Here is an 18,417-nt window from a genome sequence, read left to right as displayed (position 1 = left end):
CGCACGCCACGCCCTCGAACCCCTGGTCAACCTCGCGCGCCTCCACATCCGCGACAGCGAAGGCGAGCGTGCCCTCCGCCTCATCGACACCCTCTACAAAGCTGTCTCCTCCCGCACCAACACCACCATCGAGGGCATCCAGATTCTCGCCGCACGACTCGCCGCGTCCCCAGAGGCACACAAGGAGGTGCGACGCTGGCTGCGAGCACTCCTGCTGGCCACCGGCGCACGAGCCCTCGCCGTCGCCGGCCGCTGGGACGAGGCAATCACCCATCTGCGGCACTACAAAGGCATAGGCCGCCGCATGCTCGACGGCCGCCAGGTCGCTGTCATCGCCCACACCGCAGCCGGGGCAACCGCAAGCGCCCTCGCCCTCCTCAACGACACGGATCCGGGTGAGCCCTGGGAGAGCGCTGTGACCGCCTGCCTCACTCTCGTGTGCCGCCGCGACACAGCCGAGGCAGACCTGGGCAGTTTGCTGGATACCTACAACAAGCTCGACGTCTCAACGCCTGGCCTTGCGGTCTTCCACATCCGCCTGGGGCTGTCCTTCACCGACGCCCTCGGCAGTGTCGAGCATCCCCGGGCTCACGACGTCGCCATCGGCCTCATCGACCGGACAACCGCCTCCCGGGACGGATACGCGGCCCATGAGCTTCTCTCACACAGGCTGCCTCAGCCTCCTCGCCGAACCCCAAGCACGGGCACTGGCAGACATGGTCGAAGCGTGCGCGCTGGGAAGCCCCACGATCCCCTCCCCACTGCGAGCCGACCTGACAACAGCAGTCGAGATCGCTGAAACCGTCCTTGCTCGGACACTGCGCATAGCGCAGGGCTAGCCGCCCTGAGCGCAGCGGCCTGCGCCTCACCCACCTGGGCGTGGTGTGATCGGTCGCGGCTACCCGCCCGTCGGGCGATGGCTTCGATGACGCAGCTGCCACAGCCTAAAGGCACCCCAGAGCTGAATGACGCATCCTGCGACAAAGAAGAAGTACCCGGCCCGAGCCTCCCCTTCTACGATGATGTCGTACGCAATCGATATGCCCAAGAGCGAGGCGGCACTCGTCACCACGTTGTACACCACGCGAAGCGCCCGATGCCGGAACGCTTTGCGCGTCTCCAACACGAGGCTCGTCACAACAACGAGCATGAGCACGCACACGCCAGTTGCTACCCCGACGAGTCCTCCTTCGAACGGGTAATAGTCTCGTCCCGCATACCCGTAGATCGGGAGGACCATCGCCATCGTCATGGCGACAGCTCCAGCTACGAAGGGCGCGGCAAGTCTGCGGCCGGAAGAAGGGGCCTGCGCGGGTTTCGGTTCGCATGCTCCCTGGTGCCGGCGCCCGCTCAGGATGCCGCTCCTCGGCAGGTTTTCTGTCCCGCGCTCCGCCGTCACCGTGGCGGTGACGTGCACGAGGAGGTTGCCGGTGGCGGTTTGGAGTTTCACCACTCCGGTGTGGCTGCCGGCGGATGCCGTAGCGTCGAGGGAAAGGGTCAGGCCCTCGGGCACATACCGCACGCGCAGCCAAGGCTCCGCGATCGCCTCCAGCGTGTCGCGGACAACGGGTGGTCCGTCGACCGGGAGGAGTACGGCCTGGCCGGGAGTACCGGCGGTCGAGCGCCCCAGGTCGAGTTGGGTGGTTGGAATCCTTGGCTGGATCGCGGCCCAGGCGTTCTGGGCGGCCTCAGAGACACGCCGGCTGTCGTCCTGACGGAGTTCGGCCAGTGTCACGCAGGCAGTACGGGCGAGGGCCGCGTCCTTTTCGCGGGCGATGGCTCCCAGGTCGGTCACGGCCCAGAGCCGTCGCTCACGTTCGGGGGATACGACGGCAGCGGCGAGTTCCGGGGGCAGCGAGGAAGGCCGGGTGGCGCGGCGTGGGGCCTTGCCGATCGAGAGGTCGCCCTGGGCCCCGAACATCCACAGCTGCGGATTCTGGTGTGGCGTGATCCGGCGGATCCGCTGGGTGATGTATTCCGCCAGCTCCGACAGCCCGATCTCGCCGTCTCCGTTCAGATCCGCCGCACCGGTACGCATGCCCTCGACCAGCGCCCCAGTGAACAGAGAAGGCCCCGGTCGGCCTTCGTCGGACAATGGCCGTGCACCTTCGCTTGCCACGAGCCGATCACCCTCGAACGCGTACTCCACGGCGCTGGAGGCGGTGAGTACTGCTCTTCCGCGTTCCCCGATCGTGCGCTCCAGCCCGGTGAAGCTGTCCTGGACATGCGCCTGGGAGTCCGCGCGGCTGAACATCCCACGCTCGAACGCACCGGCATAACAGCAGTCCAGCATGAGCGCCACCCTCTGCGCCCGGGTGGACATCATCAACCCGCTGACGTACTCCGCAGGAACCGCGGTCGAAGCGAGCCGGTCCCGCCTGGTGTCGGTGGCAGCCAGGAACAGTTTGCCGCCCGGGTTCTTCAGCCCATGGCACGCGACGTGTACCAGCAGCGTGTCGTGCAGCGACCGGTCGGCGAAGAAGTCTTCGGTTTTCCTCCTGAGTTCGTAAGAGTCGGGGTTCTTCACAACGGTCACTTCGAACCCGCCGATGGCCGGTTCTCCCAGTACCTCGACCAGCTCGTCCGCGTCCTGGGCCGGTGCCTTGAGGCTGCTCAGGCCCTGGTCACTGTAGGTATCGGTAGCGACGATGAGTGCGTAGCGCCCATGAGGAATGGTCACCGCCTCTGCCTAGGCCCCTGGCGCGGACGGGTTCTGCCGGGACCGGTTCTCCACGGACCATTCCGCCGACGTGACGGTGGAACGATCAGCCATGATGACGGCGCCCAGCCACGCGTCGGTCAGGCGTCGCTGATCGGCCCGGCTCACCCCGGTGAGCTCTAGCCGTCGGCCGTCGATCTCCAGAGTCGCGCTGCGGCCTCCCGTCCGTTCCAGCCATGACTGGACGACGCCGACGAGTCCTTCCAGGAGCGGCAGGCTCGGCGCGAGCACCACAATGAGGCTTCCGACTGCTTCCGCCACACCTGCGCGGCTTCCTTCTGGCGCTGGACCGGCCTCCGCCTGCTCCACACGATCGATGTCAAGAGCGAGCAGATCCTCCTGCAGTGCCCTCAGCAGCAATTGGAGTGCTTCCGTATCCGTGTCCTCGTCCGCTCCGGACGCGACAATGCTCAACCGAATAGCCATAAGCCCCCACCACCCACGCAATAGCCCTTTCGGGCACCCAGTGTGGCAGCGCGGTTACCTCATGTCTCAAGAACGGGTGGCTGCATGAGATGCAATCTGTGGATGGTCGCCCAAGGCGGGAACCCGCTGGCGCCAGGCGATGGCAGCCACGCCTCCGTGCTTCGCTTCCACCAGAGCTAAGGGACCGAGACGGGTACGGGCACCGTCCTGGTCAATGTCTCTGTCCGAACTGCCTTACTGGCTCCAACAAAAGTTATTGATCATGTGACTGTTGGCTTGTCTGCTCGTTGGTCTTGTCGTGGGGAAACGTCAGTCGCGGCCGTGGATCGTGTCGGATGAACTGTGGTCGCTCATCGAGCCGTTGCTGCCTGAGCCGGCGCCGAAGACGGCGTCGAGGGGCGGCCGCGGGTGCCGGACCGGCAGGCCCTGTGCGGGATCCTGTTCCTCCTGCACACCGGCATCCAGTGGGAGTACCTGCAGGAGCTGGGCTTTGGCTCGGGCATGACCTGCTGGCGGCGCCTGGCCGCCTGGAACGAGGCCGGCGTCTGGGACCAGCTCCATGTGGTGCTGCTGGGAAGCTGCGGCTGCGCCGCACACGAGACCATGCGCGTTCACTGCTCCGGCAGCACCGTGCTCGTTCTGCGGCACGACCCGGCCGTCGCACGCGTGTGGCACCTCGCCGAAGTGTGCGCCGCCTGCGCGAAAGTCATGACCCACACCCGCGTCGTCGGCCTGCCCGCACCCACCGCCCTGTCGGCCACAGCGGCACCGGAGCGGCGACCAGAACGCAGTGAGCGGGCCGGGCAGCGCGCTCCGGCACCCGCCGCGCCGGCTGCGGTGGCGGTCGGGTTCTCCTCCCCCACCCCCACCAGTGGAGACGAGGCTCCGCGCCGTGCTCCGGGGCAAGCCAAGCGCGGCCGGCGACGCGGCACTCCGCACGGCAGTCAACGCCGCTGACACCCGAAGGGCCCAGCAGTGACGTCACTTCCGGGCCCTGTCGATGGTGCGCGAGTTGAACGAGCCGCGGTCAGGAGGCTGCCACGGTGGCCTTGTCGGCAAGCCCGGACGCGGCGGGTGCCGCATCAGCCTTGGCCGTGTAGTAGACGGTCGATCCCTGCTTGACCCGGTCGACGCGGCTGCGGGCCACCAGACGCTCGGTGGTGGTGCGCACGAGGTTGTCGTTGACGTTCCGGCCAGGGTTCGCGTCGGCGAGGGCCTTCGCGATCTCGCGTGCAGTGCGCGGCTCGCTCTGGCTGCTGAGGTGGGCGTGGATCAGTTCGGTCAGCGCCGGCCCCTTGTCCGCACCCGTATTGGCTTCCTTCGCCCCGCCTGTGGTGGCCGCGGTCTTCTTCGCGGCGACCGTAGTCGCCTTCTTGGTCGCCTCCTTCTTCGCGCCAGCCTTCTTCGGCGCTACTGCGTCGGCGGGCTTCTTCGCGGCTGGCTTCTTCGCGGCTGGCTTCTTCGCAACTGCAGCGGTCTTCTTCGTGGCGCGGCGGGGTGCGGGAACCGCGCCGGTGGTGTCGCCCAGAGCGGCGCTCACGCTCTCCAGCAGGGCGTGATCGTTCTCCAGAGTGGCGAGTTGGGTCTGCAGGGTTTCGATCTCCGCACGGATGCGGTCCTGCTCGGCGGTGTTCTCGGCGAGGTCGGCGGCAACCTTGCCGGCGTACGCGACCTTGAGGGTGGTGTTCTCCTGAACGGTCATGTGAGGGCTCCCTAGTATGCGCGGGGGTGTTGGGTGGGGACTCTAGATCACTTGTCTGTGCAGGTGTAAGGGTTCGGGCAACCCATCACCCCTGCAGACAGGTGTGGGGGCGCGGTGGTACCACCCGCATGTGTACCGCTGCGCCCCGGCCGACGCTCCCGGCCCACGGCACAGAATCCCTCCGTCACCTTGCAGTTGGGATTCTTCACGGCCCTCGTCCTACGAGGCCGGCCTCCTGCGCAAAACAGGCGCCGGCCGCGAAGGATCCCGGCTCTCGTCACCGACGAGGACACAGGCCCGGCCCCAGGCAATCACGCGGGTACGTCTCCTGGAATACAGCAGCCGCGATCCCAACCACCCGGTGAAGGTGGCGACGTCACCGACCGCGCCCCCCGGCCGGGATGTAGACGCGCGGGCCAACACGTGGCACACGAGGGGCTGACTCCGCCCTTCGACCGGGCAGTCGGCTCAGGTTCTGTGTGGTGGGCCCGGGTTGGTGGCGAGGTGGTCTTGGAATTCGCGGTGGCGGAATTGGTAGGCGGATCTGGCGATGCGCAGACTTCCGGCTTGGTAGCAGGCGTGGAGGAAGCGGCCCAGCCGCCACGGCAGCCGGTGTCGCATGCACAAGTGGAGTACTCCAAGCTTTGCCAGTCCCACGTCAAATCCGTGACTCGGGCAGCGTATCCGCCGCCGAGCCGGCCGTGATTCCGACTGTAGGCCCTGCAGCGAGGGTGGCGATGGTGTCTGCGCGCATGGGATTACGAGGATCGGAAGCCGGCTCCCGGTTCGGCAACCCCAGCGAGCGAGCAGCTGCCGGAATGGGACACGTTTAGGTTGAGGCCAGGGCACACTCCACAGAGCGGCCATTACGAGGCAGGCAGACGGGAAGGCCCACAGCCTGTCGAGATCTGGCGGGAAAGGGTAAGGCATTTGCTGCGCGAGGCTGGCTGCGCTCAGCGTGGCCAGTCCCTCGATCAAGACTTGATGGACGTGCCGAGGGCCGTGCTCTCCAGCGATGGGCCAGAGTTGGTGGAGCACGAGATCGGTGGCGGGCAGGGGGGGACCCGGCGAGGGTGCGTCCGCGGCTGTTGGCGTTGAGGTAGTGGGCGAGGACGGCGAGGTGGTGCCAGGTGGCTTCGGATGGCAGAGGGTTGTACGGCTGCGCCCTCCGGTTCCCGCGACCTTCATCGCCCTCGTGCGACCGGTCGCGTTCAGCGGTTGACTGCCCCGACAAGGACGACGAGTGCGGTGAGGACGGCCGCGAGAGTCATCGCCATCGCACCCGCGCCCCCGAGGACTCGCTGGTCCGCGGGCCGCTGCTGATGGGCGAGTCTGAGCGCCACCCACGCCGCCTGCGCGAGTACGCCGCCAACGAAGGCGAGCAGCAGCGGCATGATGCCGTCCGGAATGGGCAAAGCGCTCGTCACGAAGGCTCCGGCGACCGGGCTCAAACAGGCCAGCCCGATCCACGGAGCAACGCGCCGCCTCGGTTGCACCCCCAGCAGAGCGGCCAGCACCAGGCCCTCGCTGGCCGCGTGCACGAAGAGCGCCGCCACCACGGCGACCGAGGCGGTCAGCGCCAGGGTCGCCCCCTCCAGGAAGCGGTGCAGAGCGAGCCCTGATGCCGCGCCGATGCCGCCCGCACGACCCGGCTCGCACGGGCAGCCGATACGGACCACGGCACCCATTGCCCCGTACGAGGCGAGCGCGGTGACCGGCACCGCCCACAGCGGCACGCCGGCCTCATGGGCCTCTTCCCACGCGTCGGGCAGAAGATCGAGGACCGCAGTGATCAGCAAAATCCCTGACGCGGCGGCCAGCAGAAGCGCCGACCGGCCGGATCCGCGCCCCGCCAGCCAGGCGCCCACCACAGTGGCCACAGCCACCAGGACCACGGCCACCAGCGTTTCGGTGGAGGGCAGCTGCCACCCAGTCCCGTCGTCAGTGTGCGCGCCTGCTGCGTAGAGCACGGAGAGCATGTCCCCTCCCTCCGAGGGGGCGGGCTTACGTGCGCAGTGCCCGGGCGAACCGGCTCCGTACTTCACTATTCCACCGCGCTGCCCGTGCGCGATTCGGCACCGCCCACACCAAGCCTGACCTGCCCAAACATCCCCCGTCGTCCGAGCGCGCACGGCACCCGGAGCCGGGCTAGCGTGGAGGGGGAGGACAACCACCTCGATGAGGACGGATCATGCCTCAGACCCGCGAGCTGTTCGACACCCTGACCGCCAAGTCCGGGCTCAGCAGCGAAGTCCTTGCCAACGCCGTGGACACCTTGCAGGAATGCGAGGAAGTGGTCGGGGCTTGTTCGATGGTCATGCTGGGCGAGCAGTACGCCGTGCAAATGGCGCCCGCGATCAGCCGGGACCTGGACTGCGCCGACGTCGTGGGCGTGACGCGCCGCCTGCTGACCCGGGGCAGCGGCCCTGACAACAGCCTGATCAGCGCCCAGTTCGAAGCCTGCCTGCTGGCCTGCGAACGCAGCTACGAGATGTGCAGCACGCACGCCGCCGAGCACGCACACTGCCGGATGTGCTCGGATGCGACCCGCCGCTGCGCCGATATGTGCCGCCAGATCCTCGGCGCACTCCGCGCATAGCTGCCCCGAGCCGAGTCGGAACAACAGGAACTTCAGCAGGCCCCAAGTACGTGGTGCGCCGACGTCAGTGCGCTGTGCGGTCCCTCCCGGCTGCCTTTCACACCATACGGGGCGTCACCCAGTCGGAATGAGGAGCCGTCTCGGCGAGACAGCACGCCTCAGAGCGGCGGCGAGCCGACACCGGGCCTTCCGGCCGCCTTGCCCGTTGGCCGTGTCAGACGCCGCTCGTTGATCCGGCCTGATCGACCGGACAAGGATCTGGCGGGCCCGGCAGTGACAGGCTGCGGGGCGCGGCCTCGGTCGGCTTGTCGGTGTGCCGGTAGGTCAGGTGCGGCAGCGCCGGGCGCTGGATCTGATCCGCCGTCGCGACCTTCAGCACGCGCAGCACGCCCAGCACGCGCAGCACGTCCGCGCGCAACGGGTTCGACGACCCGCCCGGGTTCGTCTCCCTCTTCCCGACCATCAGGAGCGCCTCCCCGTCCTCCGCGCCCGGCCCCGGTCGGACGCTGTCGGCCCGCCGCGGCTGGGGGCATCCGGCCCTCCCGGAAACCCGATGATCTCCTCCCCCACTGACAACAAAGAGGGAAGAAGAGGGTTGTGACGGATCGGCAGCTGCCCCGAGTGGCGGTTCGACCAGGGAAGATGCAGGGCTGCCCAGGGTCGGGCACGGAAGTGGGTACGGCAGTGGGTTCGCGAGCGCCGACGGAAGGAGCACCCGGTGGCCTGCCCGGCCTGCCGTTCTCCCCGCGGCGCTGGCACGGCTCGCTGGTTCTCGGCACGGTCCGGGCGCGTCGAGCAGCTGCCCACCAGCCTTCGCTCAGTCACCATCGCGTGTCTCTCCTCGTGCTCAGGCGGCCGCTACCAGCCCGTGTAGGCCGGGGCTCGCGCCCGAGGCAGCAGGAGCGGCCGAGGGGGCCGCTGGCCGCTGCGTGCCCCTCACGCGCGAGCTGGCCGCCATCGTGGACAGCCCCCCTTGTCCGCGGTCTATTCGCTGCTGGCAGCGAGGCTGCAGGATTCTGAAGGAGTTTTGAAGGAGTGTCAGAAACGATGGCTTTTTTGAAGGCTGACTGAACCTCCCTGGCGGCCACGCAGGACGGACGGTCGATGCGTGTTCAGCGTGGCTACTGGAGTGGTCGTACAGCCCGACGCTCCACCGCTGCGGTTCCGCCGAGCTCGTCCAGGAGCCGAGCCAGCAGGTCTCGGTGCTCGGCCAAGTGCTGCTTACCGAAACGGTCGGCCAGTCGCTGGTCGAGAGCGGTGCGGGCGTGTCGTGCCGCGACCACGGCATCTTGGCCGCGATCGGTCAGTCGGACGCGGCGGATGCGGGCGTCGGCGGCATCGGGTGTGCGCTCGCAGTAACCGAGGCGTTCGAGCTCTGCCACGGCTTTGGAGGCTCCTTGCTGGGTCATGGCCAGTTGCGTGGCCAGCTCGCCAACCGTGGGCTCATCATCGATCAGGTGCTGGAAGACATAGCCGTGCGAGAAGCGCAGATCGCCAAACCCCTGGTCGACCAACTGCTCCTGGACCAATGCCGCGGCGGCCTGGCCGACGAAAAGGGCGAGTGTTCCGGTGTCCAGCTGCTGCGGGTCGAGTGAGGGTGGCATGGGGCCATCCTGCATTTGACAACCATGGTTGTGCAACTATGGTTGTTGATATGTCACTGCAACAACATCCCAACATCGACACTGCGGTCCGCTACCACCAGGCCGTCTCCGACTTCGCTACCGGTGAGGAACTCGCCGCGTTCTTCCATCCCGATGCCAGCCACCACGAGCTTCCCAACGCGCTCTTCCCCGACGGCAACATCCGGGACCTGGCCGGCTTGTGCGCTGCGGCGGAAGCGGGCCGCACAGGCCTGAGCGCTCAGAGCTTCGAGGTGGTCAACGCCCTCGCCGTGGGGGACCAGGTCGCCCTGGAAGTGCTCTGGACCGGGACGACCGCCGCTCCCATGGGCGACCTGCCCGCAGGACATACCTTGCGGGCCCATATCGCGACTTTCCTCGAATTTCGCGATGAAAAGATCATCGCTCAGCGGAACTACGACTGCTACGACCGACTCACACCCTCCTGAGCACACCGGAACCTTGATGCCCCGTACCAGATACTGCGAGGCACGCTCCTCATGAGCAGAACGACGACGCATGCGGCGTCGGCGGAAACTCCGGCTGAAGGCCGCCCTCCTCGGACGTTCCAGAGGGCGGGCAGACCAGCAAGGTCCACCTCGCCGCCGACCGCAAGTGCCGCCCGCTGGCGTTCATCCTGACCACAGGCCAGGCAGCGGACAGCCCGCAGTTCATCCCCGTCCTGAAGAAGGTACGGGTACGCGGGCCCGTCGGCCGACCCCGCATCCGGCCGGACGCGGTCGCCGGGGACAAGGCGTACCCGTCCCGCGGAAACCGCGCCCACCTGCGCAAACGCCGTATCAAGGCGGTCATCCCGGAGAAGAAGGACCAGGCCGCCAACCGGAAGAAGAAGGGCTCCAGAGGTGGCCGACCCGTCAGCCACGACGCCGATCTCTACAAGGAGCGGAACACCGTCGAACGCCTGATCAACAAGCTCAAAGCATGGCGAGGCATCGCCACCCGATACGACAAGACTCCCGACAGCTACCTCGCCGGTCTCCACCTGCGCGCCTCGATGATCTGGATCAAGGACCTCACCAGGACCACCCGATGATCACGACTCGATATGCCCCTGGGTGACGCGCTGAGGTGCCGGACGCCAAGGGCGGGCAGGAGTTGAGTCAACGGTCAACCAGCCGTGGACGAGGGGTCTCACCCGTGGATTCCGCGTCGGTGTCGTCGGTGCCGACCGGGCCGCCGGGAAGCATCCAGTCTAGCCACTTCGGCAGCCACCAGTTGGTCCGGCCGAGGAGTGTCATGGTCGCCGGTACCAGCACCATGCGTACGACCGTGGCGTCGATGAAGATCGCGGTGGCCAGGCCGAGCCCGAACATTTTGGTGGAGGGGTCCTCGGCGACGGCGAAGGACAGGAAGACCGCCACCATGATGAGGGCGGCCGAGGTGATGATCCGGGCGGTGCGCGAGACGCCCTCAACGATCGCCGTGCCGTTGTCGCCGGTGCGCAGGTACTCCTCGCGTACGCGGGAGAGGAGGAACACCTCATAGTCCATCGACAGGCCGAACAGGATGGCGAAGAGGAACATCGGGATGAACGACACGATCGGAACCGTCGCTTCCAGCCCGATGAGTGCGCCTCCCCAGCCCCACTGGAAGACCGCGACCATGATGCCGTAGGCCGCGCCGATGCTCAGCAGATTCAGCAGTACCGCCTTGAGCGGTACGAGTATCGAGCGGAAGACCAGCATCAGCAGCAGGAACGACATCGCCAGCACGGCGGCGACGAACACCGGCAGGCGTTGGCTGGTGCGTTGGCCCACATCGGACAGGCTCGCGGCGGCGCCGCCGATGTGGGCCCTGGCCGGGCCGTGCCCGACCGCCGTGGGCAGCACGTCGGTGCGCAGCCGGGCGATGGTGTCGGCCGTGGCCTTGTCCTGAGGGCTGGTGGTCGGGAACACCACGAGGGTCGCGATGCCGGTGGCCCGATCGATGTGCGTCGGCGCGACGGATGCGATGCCCGGATCCGCCGCGACCGTTGCGACGAGTCGGTCCAGCACTCCCGGATCACCGGTGGGGTCCGCGGCGATGACGAGGGGACCGTTGGTGCCCGGGCCGAACCCCTCGGCGACGAGGTCGTAGGCCCGGCGCTCGGTACGGCTGTGGGGCAGTGAGCCGTCGTCGGGCAGGCCGACGCGCAGGCCGAGCACGGGCAGCGTCGCGGTCAGCAGCAGCCCCGCCGCGCCGACCGCGTACGGCACCGGGTGCCGGCTGACGTGCCCGATCCAGCGACGCCACCCGGCGGCGTGGGCGGCGCCTGCCGCCGTGTCCCGCCGCCGTGCGAGTCGGCCCAGCTTCCCGGTCTGCAGAGCCCGGCCGATCCGGCCGGCCCGGGCCAGGCGCGGGCCCGCCGCGCCGAGGAAGGCTGGCAGAAGCGTCACCGACGCGAGCACCATCGTCAGGACGACGATCGAGACGGCAACCCCGCCCACCGTCATGAACGGCACGTTCGCGACCGCCAGGCCGAGGATCGACACGACGACGGTGCCGCCGGCGAAGACCACCGGCCGCCCCGCCGTTGCCACCGCTCGTCCGGCCGCCGCCTGCGGATCGAGCCCGCACGCGAGGTACTCCCGGTGCCTGGCGAGCACGAACAGCGCGTAGTCGATGCCCACTCCGAGCCCGACCATGCTGCCCAGGACAGGGGCGAAGGCGGGGACCTCTGTCACCCCCGCCAGTACCGTCATCGTGGCGACCCCGACGGTCAGCCCGAAGACCGCCATGCCGATCGGCAGCGCGGCGGCGACGAGCGAACCGAACGCCAGGAACAGGATCGCGGCCGCGGCGAGGAGGCCGATCAGCTCGCTCGCGCCGCCGTCGGGGTCGGAGAAGACGTAGAAGAGGTTCCCGCCCATCTCGATGCGCAGCGGCAGCTCGGCGCGCAGCCGGTCGCCGAGATCGACGAGGGCGTCGAGGTCTTCGGCCGACAGCCGGCTCTGGTCGGGGTACTGCACCCGGACGACCGCGATCCGCCCGTCGGCCGAAACGAGGCCGCCGCGCACGGCGGTGTCCCCGCCCGCGTCGAGCGCCCCCGCCGGGTCGCTCGTGCCGAGCACGTGCGGCAGCCGCTTCACCTCGGCCCGCAGCCGCGTGAGAGCGGTGCGCGCGCCGTCGTCGTCGAAGAACGTCGCACCGTCGTCGAGGGGGGTGACGACCACTTGGGCGGTCATCCCCTCCTGGCCGGTGCCTGCCCGCTCGATCAGTTCCGCGGCCCGTCGGGAGTCCAGTCCCGGAGCGGTCATCGAGTCCGCGGTCCGCCCGCCGAAGGCGACGGCGGCGAGGACGGCGAGCGTGGCGGCGATCAGCCATGCCGCGATCACCCGCCAGGGATGGCGGGCGGCGCTTGCGCCCAGGCGCAACAGGGCTTTCGAGAGCATCGGGTCCTCCAACCACCTCGTCGGCCGTCCTTGTACGGCCGCCGATGCCGAGGCTCGTCGCCACGGCGCTCCGCGGCATCGGCCCGCGGGCCGCGGATCCGTCGGCCCCGGGGCGGAGTGACGACCCGTCCTTTCGGCCGATGCGCGGCACGCCGCGGTCCCTAGGCTGAGAACCGTGCTCCGAGACGACCTGCGAACCCTGTGGACCGAACCCCGGCCGCCCGACGCGCCCGCCCGGGTGCGGCGGGACTGGGCGCTGCTCGCCGCGGGCCTTGCCGGTGTGGCGCTGGAGGCCACCCTGCGCGAGAACGTCGTGTGGCGGCCGGTGGCGGTGGTGTTCGCCGTATGGCTGTGCCTGCTGCCCCTGTGGCGCCGGACCCGCCCGCTGGCGATGGTGACGCTGGCGTTCGGCTCGGTGATCCTGCTTCCGGTGGCCTCGCTCGTCGCCGCACCGCGCGAGCCCGTCGGCCTGTACACCGGCGGGGTCGTGCTCGTGCTGGTGTACGCGCTGGCCCGGTGGGGATCGGGACGGGAGATTGTGCTGGGCGGCGCGGTGATCCTCACGGCCGGCGCGCTGTGTGTCGTCACGGACGAGACCTCGGTCGTCGAAAAGGTCGTGGGCTTCGTCTTCCTGCTGCTGCCCGGCGTGGTCGGGGCTGCCGTGCGGTTCCGTGTGACCGCTCGCGAGCGGCAGTTGGAGCAGGTGCGCTCCCGCGAGCGCGAGCAGCTCGCCCGGGAACTGCACGACACGGTGGCCCACCACGTTTCGGCCATGGTGATCATCGCCCAGGCGGGCCGGGTGCTCGCGGGCACCGACCCGTCCGCCGCCGTCGAGGCGCTGGAGGGGGTCGAGGAGGAAGGGGCGCGCACGCTGGAGGAAATGCGCGCCATGGTCGCCGCGCTGCGCGACCGCGGGGTCGGCGCCGAGCTGGCGCCCCCTGCCGGAGTCGCGGATCTGGAGCGCCTGGTGCGCACCCCGGGTGGTCGCCTCAGGGTCGACCTGGGGCTCGACGGCGAACTGGACGCGCTGCCCCCGGCCGTGGACGCGGCCGTCTACCGGATCGTGCAGGAGTCGGTGACCAACGCGCTGCGCCATGCGGTCGACGCGACCGAGCTCGTCGTTCGGGTCGCCGCGGAACGGCACACGGTACGGGTGAGCGTGCGCGACAACGGCCGGCGCACCGGCCGGGGTCGCGACGGATACGGACTTACCGGACTGCGCGAGCGCGCGACCCTGCTCGGCGGCACACTACGAGCCGGCCCGGGTACCGACCGGGGCTGGCATGTCGACGCCGAACTGCCGAGAGCGAGGAGCGAGAGCGGTGTCCATTAGCGTCCTCGTCGCTGACGACCAGACGATCATCCGCACCGGGTTGCGGATCATGCTGAACGCCCAGCCCGGCATCGAGGTGGTCGGCGAGGCCGCCGACGGGCGGGAAGCGGTAGGTCTGGCCCGCGAACTACGCCCCGACGTCTGCCTGTTCGACATCCGCATGCCCGTACTCGACGGGCTCGAGGCCACCCGGCTGATCGCCGGCCCGGGCGTCGCCGACCCGCTGGCCGTGGTCGTCATCACCACGTTCGACCTCGACGAGTACGTCTACGGCTCACTGCGTGCCGGCGCCCGCGGATTCCTCCTCAAGGACACGGGACCAGACCTTCTGGCGCAGGCCGTACGGTCGGCGTCCGACGGTGAGGCGCTCATCGCGCCCAGCGTCACCGTCCGTCTGCTCCAGGCATTCGCGGACCTGCCCGCCGGCCGGCCCGCGGCCCAGCCGGTCTCCCCCGTCACCGCCCGCGAGGAGCAGGTGCTCCTCGCCGTCGCCCGCGGGCTGACCAACACCGAGATCGCCGATGCACTGCACATCAGCCTCAGCACGGTGAAGACGCATCTGGCCAGCCTGATGGCCAAACTCGGCGCCCGCAACCGGGTCGAGATCGCGATGTGGGCCTACGAAACGCGCCGTATCCTCCCCGGAACCTGAGCCGGGTGCCGGGCCATGTCCCATGAGTCCCCGCCCGGACATCAGTGCACCGGTCGGCTCACGTCGGCTCCACGTGCCTCACCCGCCCCAGAGCGTGACGTACCAGGAGGCCGGAACTGGGACGGTGAGACACCCGATACGACAAGACTCCCGACAGCTACCTCCCCAGTCTCCACCTGCACGCCTCGATGATCTGGATCAAAGACCTCACCAGGACCACCCGATGATCACGACTCGATACGCGCCCTAGGGCCGACAGCCAACAGGTTGAAGAACAAGTTGAGTGCCTGACTCTTAAGCCCTGCATGCCGACCGGAAGCGACTCGCTCGCTGCTGCGAAGAGCCCATGTGCCGAGAGGCTCGGGGCCGGGAACGTGAGCGGGCCGTAGTGTGCCAGCGCTGTTGTATCTGGGTGTGAGGGGGTCTGACGTGGGTGAGCTGTACCCGCCGATCGAGCCGTACGACAAGGGGATGCTCGACGTTGGCGACGGCAACTTCGTGTACTGGGAGGTCTGCGGCAACCCGGACGGCAAGCCCGTGCTCGTTGTCCATGGTGGGCCGGGGTCAGGGTGCGGCACGGGGGTGCGCCGGTACTTCGACCCGGACCGGTACCGGATCGTCTTGTTCGACCAGCGCGGCTGCGGACGCAGCATCCCGCACGCGAGCAACCCCACGACCGACATGCGGCACAACACCACCCAGCACCTGATCTCTGACATGGAGCGGCTGCGGGACCATCTGGGCATCGAACGCTGGCTGCTTTACGGCGGGTCCTGGGGCTCTACGCTCATTCTGTCTTACGCGGAACAGCACCCGGAGCGTGTGTCCGAGATCGTCATTTCCAGCGTCACCACCACCCGGCGTTCGGAGATCGACTGGCTTTATCGAGGTGTTGGCCGATTCTTCCCTGAGCAGTGGGAACGCTTCCTCGCGGGCGCCCCCGGCACGCCACGCGACGGCGACGTCGTCGCGGCCTACGCCCGGCTCATGGGGCACTCCGATGCCGCAGTACGGAACAAGGCCACGGCTGATTGGTGCGCTTGGGAGGACGCGGTCCTGTCCGGGGAAACGAACGGCACCTCCAACCCGTACGGCGACCGCCCCCCAGTTGCCCAACTGGCGCTGGTGCGCATCTGCTCTCACTACTTCGCCCATGGGGCGTGGTTGGAGGAAGGCGTGCTGCTGCGCGAGGCCGATCGGTTGGCCGGCATCCCGGGGGTCCTGGTCCACGGCCGACTCGATATGGCCGGGCCGCTCGACACGGCCTTGGAGCTCAACCGTGCCTGGCCTGACGCTGAGTTGATTGTCGTCGAAGGTGCAGGCCATCTGGGCAGCGCTGCAACACGGGACCACGTGCTTCAAGCCCTCGACCGATTCGCAGGCAGCCATTACTGACTTTGGCTCGTCAGGGTGACGTGGCCCGGTCCCTGTGAGAGGTAGTTGGAACCTGGGAGCGGTAGTTGGGATCTCTGAGGGTCGCCGGGTGGGGGCGCCCGTCGCGCGCCCGGGTGTGTCTGTCCTGGGAGTCCCCCCTTCGGCTGACGGCCGAAATCTCATCCGCGCTCGCGGAGGTACGCCTCCAGCTCGGCGGCCCCGGCCAGCATCGCGCGCCCGCGGGCGGACAGCCGGCCGTGCCAGTCGCGCAGGGTGGCCTCCAGCGGCTCCGGCCCGCCTGCCGCCCGCACCTGGGCGATCAGCGGGGCGATCTGCTCCAGCAGGTAGCCGCCCCGCCTTAGCTGGTGCGCCAGCCGGGCGTCCCGCACGTCGGCCTCGCCGTAGACGCGGTACCCGGTCCGCGGGTCGCGGCGCGGGCGCACCAGCCCGGCGCGCTCCCACTTGCGCAGCGTCGCGGGCCGGATGCCGAGCTCCCCTGCCAGCGGCCCGATGAACCTGCTGGCAGGCCCGGACACTGCGTTGGGCTCGGACGCCGCAGTGGGCTCCAGGCCGCGGAGGGCGCGCTCCACGGCCTGAAGGGTTCGCCGGTCGTCGAGGAGTTGGGCGTGGCTCTCGTCGATGAGGCGCAATGCCTCATCGACCGCGCACTGGTTCACGGCCCGCATGATCGACGTCGCCGTCTGGTGGCTGTGACCGGGCACCAGGGCGAGGAATGCGCGCAGGGCCTGCGCGTGCAGCGGGGTGTAGGTGCGGTAGCCGTGGGGTGTGCGACCGGCGGCCGGAAGGATGCCGGCCTCCTCGTAGTTCCTGATCGCCTGCGTGGACAGACCGTGCCCGCGCGCCAGGTCAACCGGCCTGAGCCGTCCACCGTTTTGAAGGTTTCGTCCCACAGCCCTGACGATATCGCGAAAAAGTTTCCACCGAAGATTCAACGATACCGTTGAAGGCATGGCTACTGACATCAAGGACACTGCCCATGCCGTCGAAGCCGCCACCGTCATGAGGCTGCTCCCGGCCCGGCCTCGGCTGCTCGCCCTGGGCGAGCCCACTCACGGCGAGGACCCCCTGCTCGACCTGCGCAACGAGCTCTTCCGGCAACTCGTCGAGCAGGAGGGCTACCGGACGATCGCGATCGAGAGCGACTGCATGATGGGCCTGGCCGTGGACGACCACGTCACCTCGGGCACGGGCACCCTCGACGAGGTCATGGAGCACGGATTCAGCCACGGCTGGGGCACCTCCGCGGCCAACCGCGAGCTCGTGCGCTGGATGCGCGCCTACAACGACGGCCGGCCCGCGTCCGAGTGGCTCCGCTTCGCCGGTTTCGACGGCCCGCTGGAGATCACCCACGCCGCGAGCCCCCGGCAGGCCCTCACCGCACTCCACGGCTACCTCTCGACCCGGGTGGACGCGAACCTGCTCCCGTGCACCGCGGAATCGCTCGACCGCCTGCTCGGCGCCGACGACCGGTGGACCGACCCCGCCGCGATGATGGACCCGTCCCAGTCCGTGGGGCAGTCGGCCGAGGCCAGGGAACTGCGGCTGCTCGCCGACGACCTGGTGGCGCTGCTCGACGCGCAGACGCCGCACCTGATCACGGCTACCTCGCGGGACGACTGGGACCGAGCGCGCCTGTACGGGCGCACCGCCACCGGCCTGCTGCGCTACCACTTCTGGATGCCCGACACCTCACCGAGCCGCATGACCCGGCTGGTGAGCCAGCGGGACCAGATGATGGCCGACAACCTGCTCGCTCTCGCCGAACGGGGCCCGGCACTGGTCCACGCCCACAACGGCCATCTCCAGCGGGACAAGAGCACGATGCGCATGTGGGACCAGCCGCTGCTGGAGTGGTGGAGCGCCGGCGCGCTCGTGAGCGCCCACCTGGGCGAGCGGTATGCCTTCCTGGCCACGGCCCTCGGCACGATCCGGCACCAGGGAGTGGACACCCCGCCGCCGGACACCGTCGAAGGACTCCTGTACGCGCTCCCGGAGGACCGCTTCGTCATCGACGCCCCGCGGCTGGCCACCACCCTCGGGGACACGCGGCCCGCCCCCCGCGTGTCCCCGTATTACGGCTACTCCCCGCTCGACCCGGCACACCTGGCCGGAATCGACGGGATCGTGTTCGTCAAGAACGTCCCACAGATCTAGCGCCACTACTTCGTCTCGTCAGGGAGATTCTTCTCGAAGTCCTGACGAGGATGGGGCGTTGGTTGTACCTCGTGGTGCGTGAGGTATGCGGACGGTGGCGGGTTGACGTTGCGGGACGCCAGCGCCGCGAGGGTGCGGATGCAGGCGGCCGACTTGTTCGAGCAGGAGGTCAAGCAGCCGGAGGTGGCTCAGCGGCTGCGGGTCAGCCGGAAGTCGGCCTACCAATGGCATCAGGTGTGGCGGGACGGCGGTGCGAAGGGCCTGGCCTCGCGTGGTCCGAGTGGATCGCAGAGCCGTCTGTGTGTCGCGTTCGTCTTCGTCGCCCCGGTCTTCGTTGTACCGGCTCCAGTGGCCCAGGTGTGCCGCGTGGTCGTCGAGGAACTGTCTCAGCCGGCGCAGGACAACGACTGCTGATGCCGGAAG

15 protein-coding genes and 3 pseudogenes are annotated in these 18,417 nt (G+C 69.1%); 10 read left to right on the top strand and 8 right to left on the bottom strand.

Going from position 1 to position 18,417, the window contains the following annotated elements; translation table 11 throughout:
- Positions 1-799, top strand: a pseudogene (locus tag ACI2LP_RS32845) (hypothetical protein); the annotation flags it as partial.
- Positions 800-898: 99 nt separating this feature from the next.
- Here ACI2LP_RS32845 and ACI2LP_RS32840 read toward each other — a convergent pair.
- Together ACI2LP_RS32840 and ACI2LP_RS32835 are read right to left on the bottom strand one after the other, a co-directional pair.
- On the bottom strand, positions 899-2,680 hold the full coding sequence (locus ACI2LP_RS32840) for a caspase domain-containing protein (RefSeq protein ID WP_404728189.1): 1,782 nt from the start codon (positions 2,678-2,680) through the stop codon (positions 899-901).
- A gap of 9 nt (positions 2,681-2,689) precedes the next feature.
- On the bottom strand, positions 2,690-3,133 hold the full coding sequence (locus ACI2LP_RS32835) for a hypothetical protein (protein WP_404728188.1): 444 nt from the start codon (positions 3,131-3,133) through the stop codon (positions 2,690-2,692).
- Positions 3,134-3,470: 337 nt separating this feature from the next.
- Here ACI2LP_RS32835 and ACI2LP_RS32830 point away from each other — a divergent pair.
- Positions 3,471-3,718 (top strand): annotated as a pseudogene (locus ACI2LP_RS32830) (transposase); the annotation flags it as partial.
- Positions 3,719-4,172: 454 nt separating this feature from the next.
- Here the strand turns inward: ACI2LP_RS32830 and ACI2LP_RS32825 are convergent.
- Positions 4,173-4,847, bottom strand: a complete 675-nt coding sequence (locus tag ACI2LP_RS32825) for a hypothetical protein (protein ID WP_404728187.1) — start codon at positions 4,845-4,847, stop codon at positions 4,173-4,175.
- Between the two features lie 1,211 nt (positions 4,848-6,058).
- The gene (locus ACI2LP_RS32820; protein WP_404728186.1) at positions 6,059-6,826 is read right to left on the bottom strand and encodes a hypothetical protein; all 768 of its coding nucleotides are present in this window, start codon (positions 6,824-6,826) and stop codon (positions 6,059-6,061) included.
- 212 nt (positions 6,827-7,038) lie between these two features.
- Between ACI2LP_RS32820 and ACI2LP_RS32815 the strand changes: the two genes are divergently transcribed.
- A complete protein-coding gene (locus tag ACI2LP_RS32815) occupies positions 7,039-7,446 on the top strand; it encodes a hypothetical protein (RefSeq protein WP_404728185.1) in 408 nt (135 codons plus the stop codon).
- Positions 7,447-7,660: 214 nt separating this feature from the next.
- On the opposite strand, the gene ACI2LP_RS32810 is transcribed toward ACI2LP_RS32815, so the two are convergent.
- Both ACI2LP_RS32810 and ACI2LP_RS32805 read right to left on the bottom strand, forming a co-directional pair.
- Positions 7,661-7,909, bottom strand: a complete 249-nt coding sequence (locus ACI2LP_RS32810) for a hypothetical protein (protein WP_404728184.1) — start codon at positions 7,907-7,909, stop codon at positions 7,661-7,663.
- Positions 7,910-8,567: 658 nt separating this feature from the next.
- A complete protein-coding gene (locus ACI2LP_RS32805; protein WP_404728183.1) occupies positions 8,568-9,050 on the bottom strand; it encodes a MarR family winged helix-turn-helix transcriptional regulator in 483 nt (160 codons plus the stop codon).
- 50 nt (positions 9,051-9,100) lie between these two features.
- Here ACI2LP_RS32805 and ACI2LP_RS32800 point away from each other — a divergent pair, with 50 nt between their 5' ends.
- Together ACI2LP_RS32800 and ACI2LP_RS32795 are read left to right on the top strand one after the other, a co-directional pair.
- Positions 9,101-9,517, top strand: a complete 417-nt coding sequence (locus ACI2LP_RS32800) for a nuclear transport factor 2 family protein (RefSeq protein ID WP_404728182.1) — start codon at positions 9,101-9,103, stop codon at positions 9,515-9,517.
- 58 nt (positions 9,518-9,575) lie between these two features.
- Positions 9,576-10,122, top strand: a pseudogene (locus ACI2LP_RS32795) (IS5 family transposase); the annotation flags it as partial.
- A gap of 67 nt (positions 10,123-10,189) precedes the next feature.
- Here the strand turns inward: ACI2LP_RS32795 and ACI2LP_RS32790 are convergent.
- Positions 10,190-12,460, bottom strand: coding sequence for an MMPL family transporter (locus ACI2LP_RS32790; RefSeq protein WP_404728181.1), 2,271 nt, complete (start codon positions 12,458-12,460; stop codon positions 10,190-10,192).
- Positions 12,461-12,635: 175 nt separating this feature from the next.
- On the opposite strand from ACI2LP_RS32790, the gene ACI2LP_RS32785 reads away from it, so the two are divergent.
- From ACI2LP_RS32785 to pip, 3 genes are all read left to right on the top strand, one after another.
- Positions 12,636-13,793: a sensor histidine kinase gene (locus ACI2LP_RS32785; protein WP_404728180.1), complete on the top strand. Its 1,158-nt coding sequence runs from the start codon at positions 12,636-12,638 to the stop codon at positions 13,791-13,793.
- Positions 13,783-14,445: a response regulator gene (locus ACI2LP_RS32780; protein WP_404728179.1), complete on the top strand. Its 663-nt coding sequence runs from the start codon at positions 13,783-13,785 to the stop codon at positions 14,443-14,445. Before ACI2LP_RS32785 ends, ACI2LP_RS32780 begins: the two co-directional genes overlap by 11 nt.
- A gap of 429 nt (positions 14,446-14,874) precedes the next feature.
- Positions 14,875-15,840 carry a prolyl aminopeptidase gene (gene pip, locus ACI2LP_RS32775; protein ID WP_404728178.1) on the top strand — a complete coding sequence of 322 codons (966 nt, stop codon included), beginning with the start codon at positions 14,875-14,877 and terminating at the stop codon, positions 15,838-15,840.
- A 158-nt stretch (positions 15,841-15,998) separates the two neighbouring features.
- On the opposite strand, the gene ACI2LP_RS32770 is transcribed toward pip, so the two are convergent.
- Complete coding sequence (locus ACI2LP_RS32770) at positions 15,999-16,730, bottom strand: TioE family transcriptional regulator (RefSeq protein WP_404728177.1); 732 nt, start codon at positions 16,728-16,730, stop codon at positions 15,999-16,001.
- A gap of 58 nt (positions 16,731-16,788) precedes the next feature.
- Here ACI2LP_RS32770 and ACI2LP_RS32765 point away from each other — a divergent pair, with 58 nt between their 5' ends.
- The gene (locus ACI2LP_RS32765; protein ID WP_404728176.1) at positions 16,789-17,994 is read left to right on the top strand and encodes an erythromycin esterase family protein; all 1,206 of its coding nucleotides are present in this window, start codon (positions 16,789-16,791) and stop codon (positions 17,992-17,994) included.
- A 102-nt stretch (positions 17,995-18,096) separates the two neighbouring features.
- Positions 18,097-18,408, top strand: a complete 312-nt coding sequence (locus tag ACI2LP_RS32760; RefSeq protein ID WP_404728175.1) for a helix-turn-helix domain-containing protein — start codon at positions 18,097-18,099, stop codon at positions 18,406-18,408.
- Positions 18,409-18,417: the final 9 nt, after the last annotated feature.

It is taken from the genome of Streptomyces sp. NPDC019890, assembly GCF_044903445.1.
Classification (GTDB): Bacteria; Actinomycetota; Actinomycetes; order Streptomycetales; family Streptomycetaceae; genus Streptomyces.
This window is presented reverse-complemented; position numbering and strand designations above follow the sequence as displayed.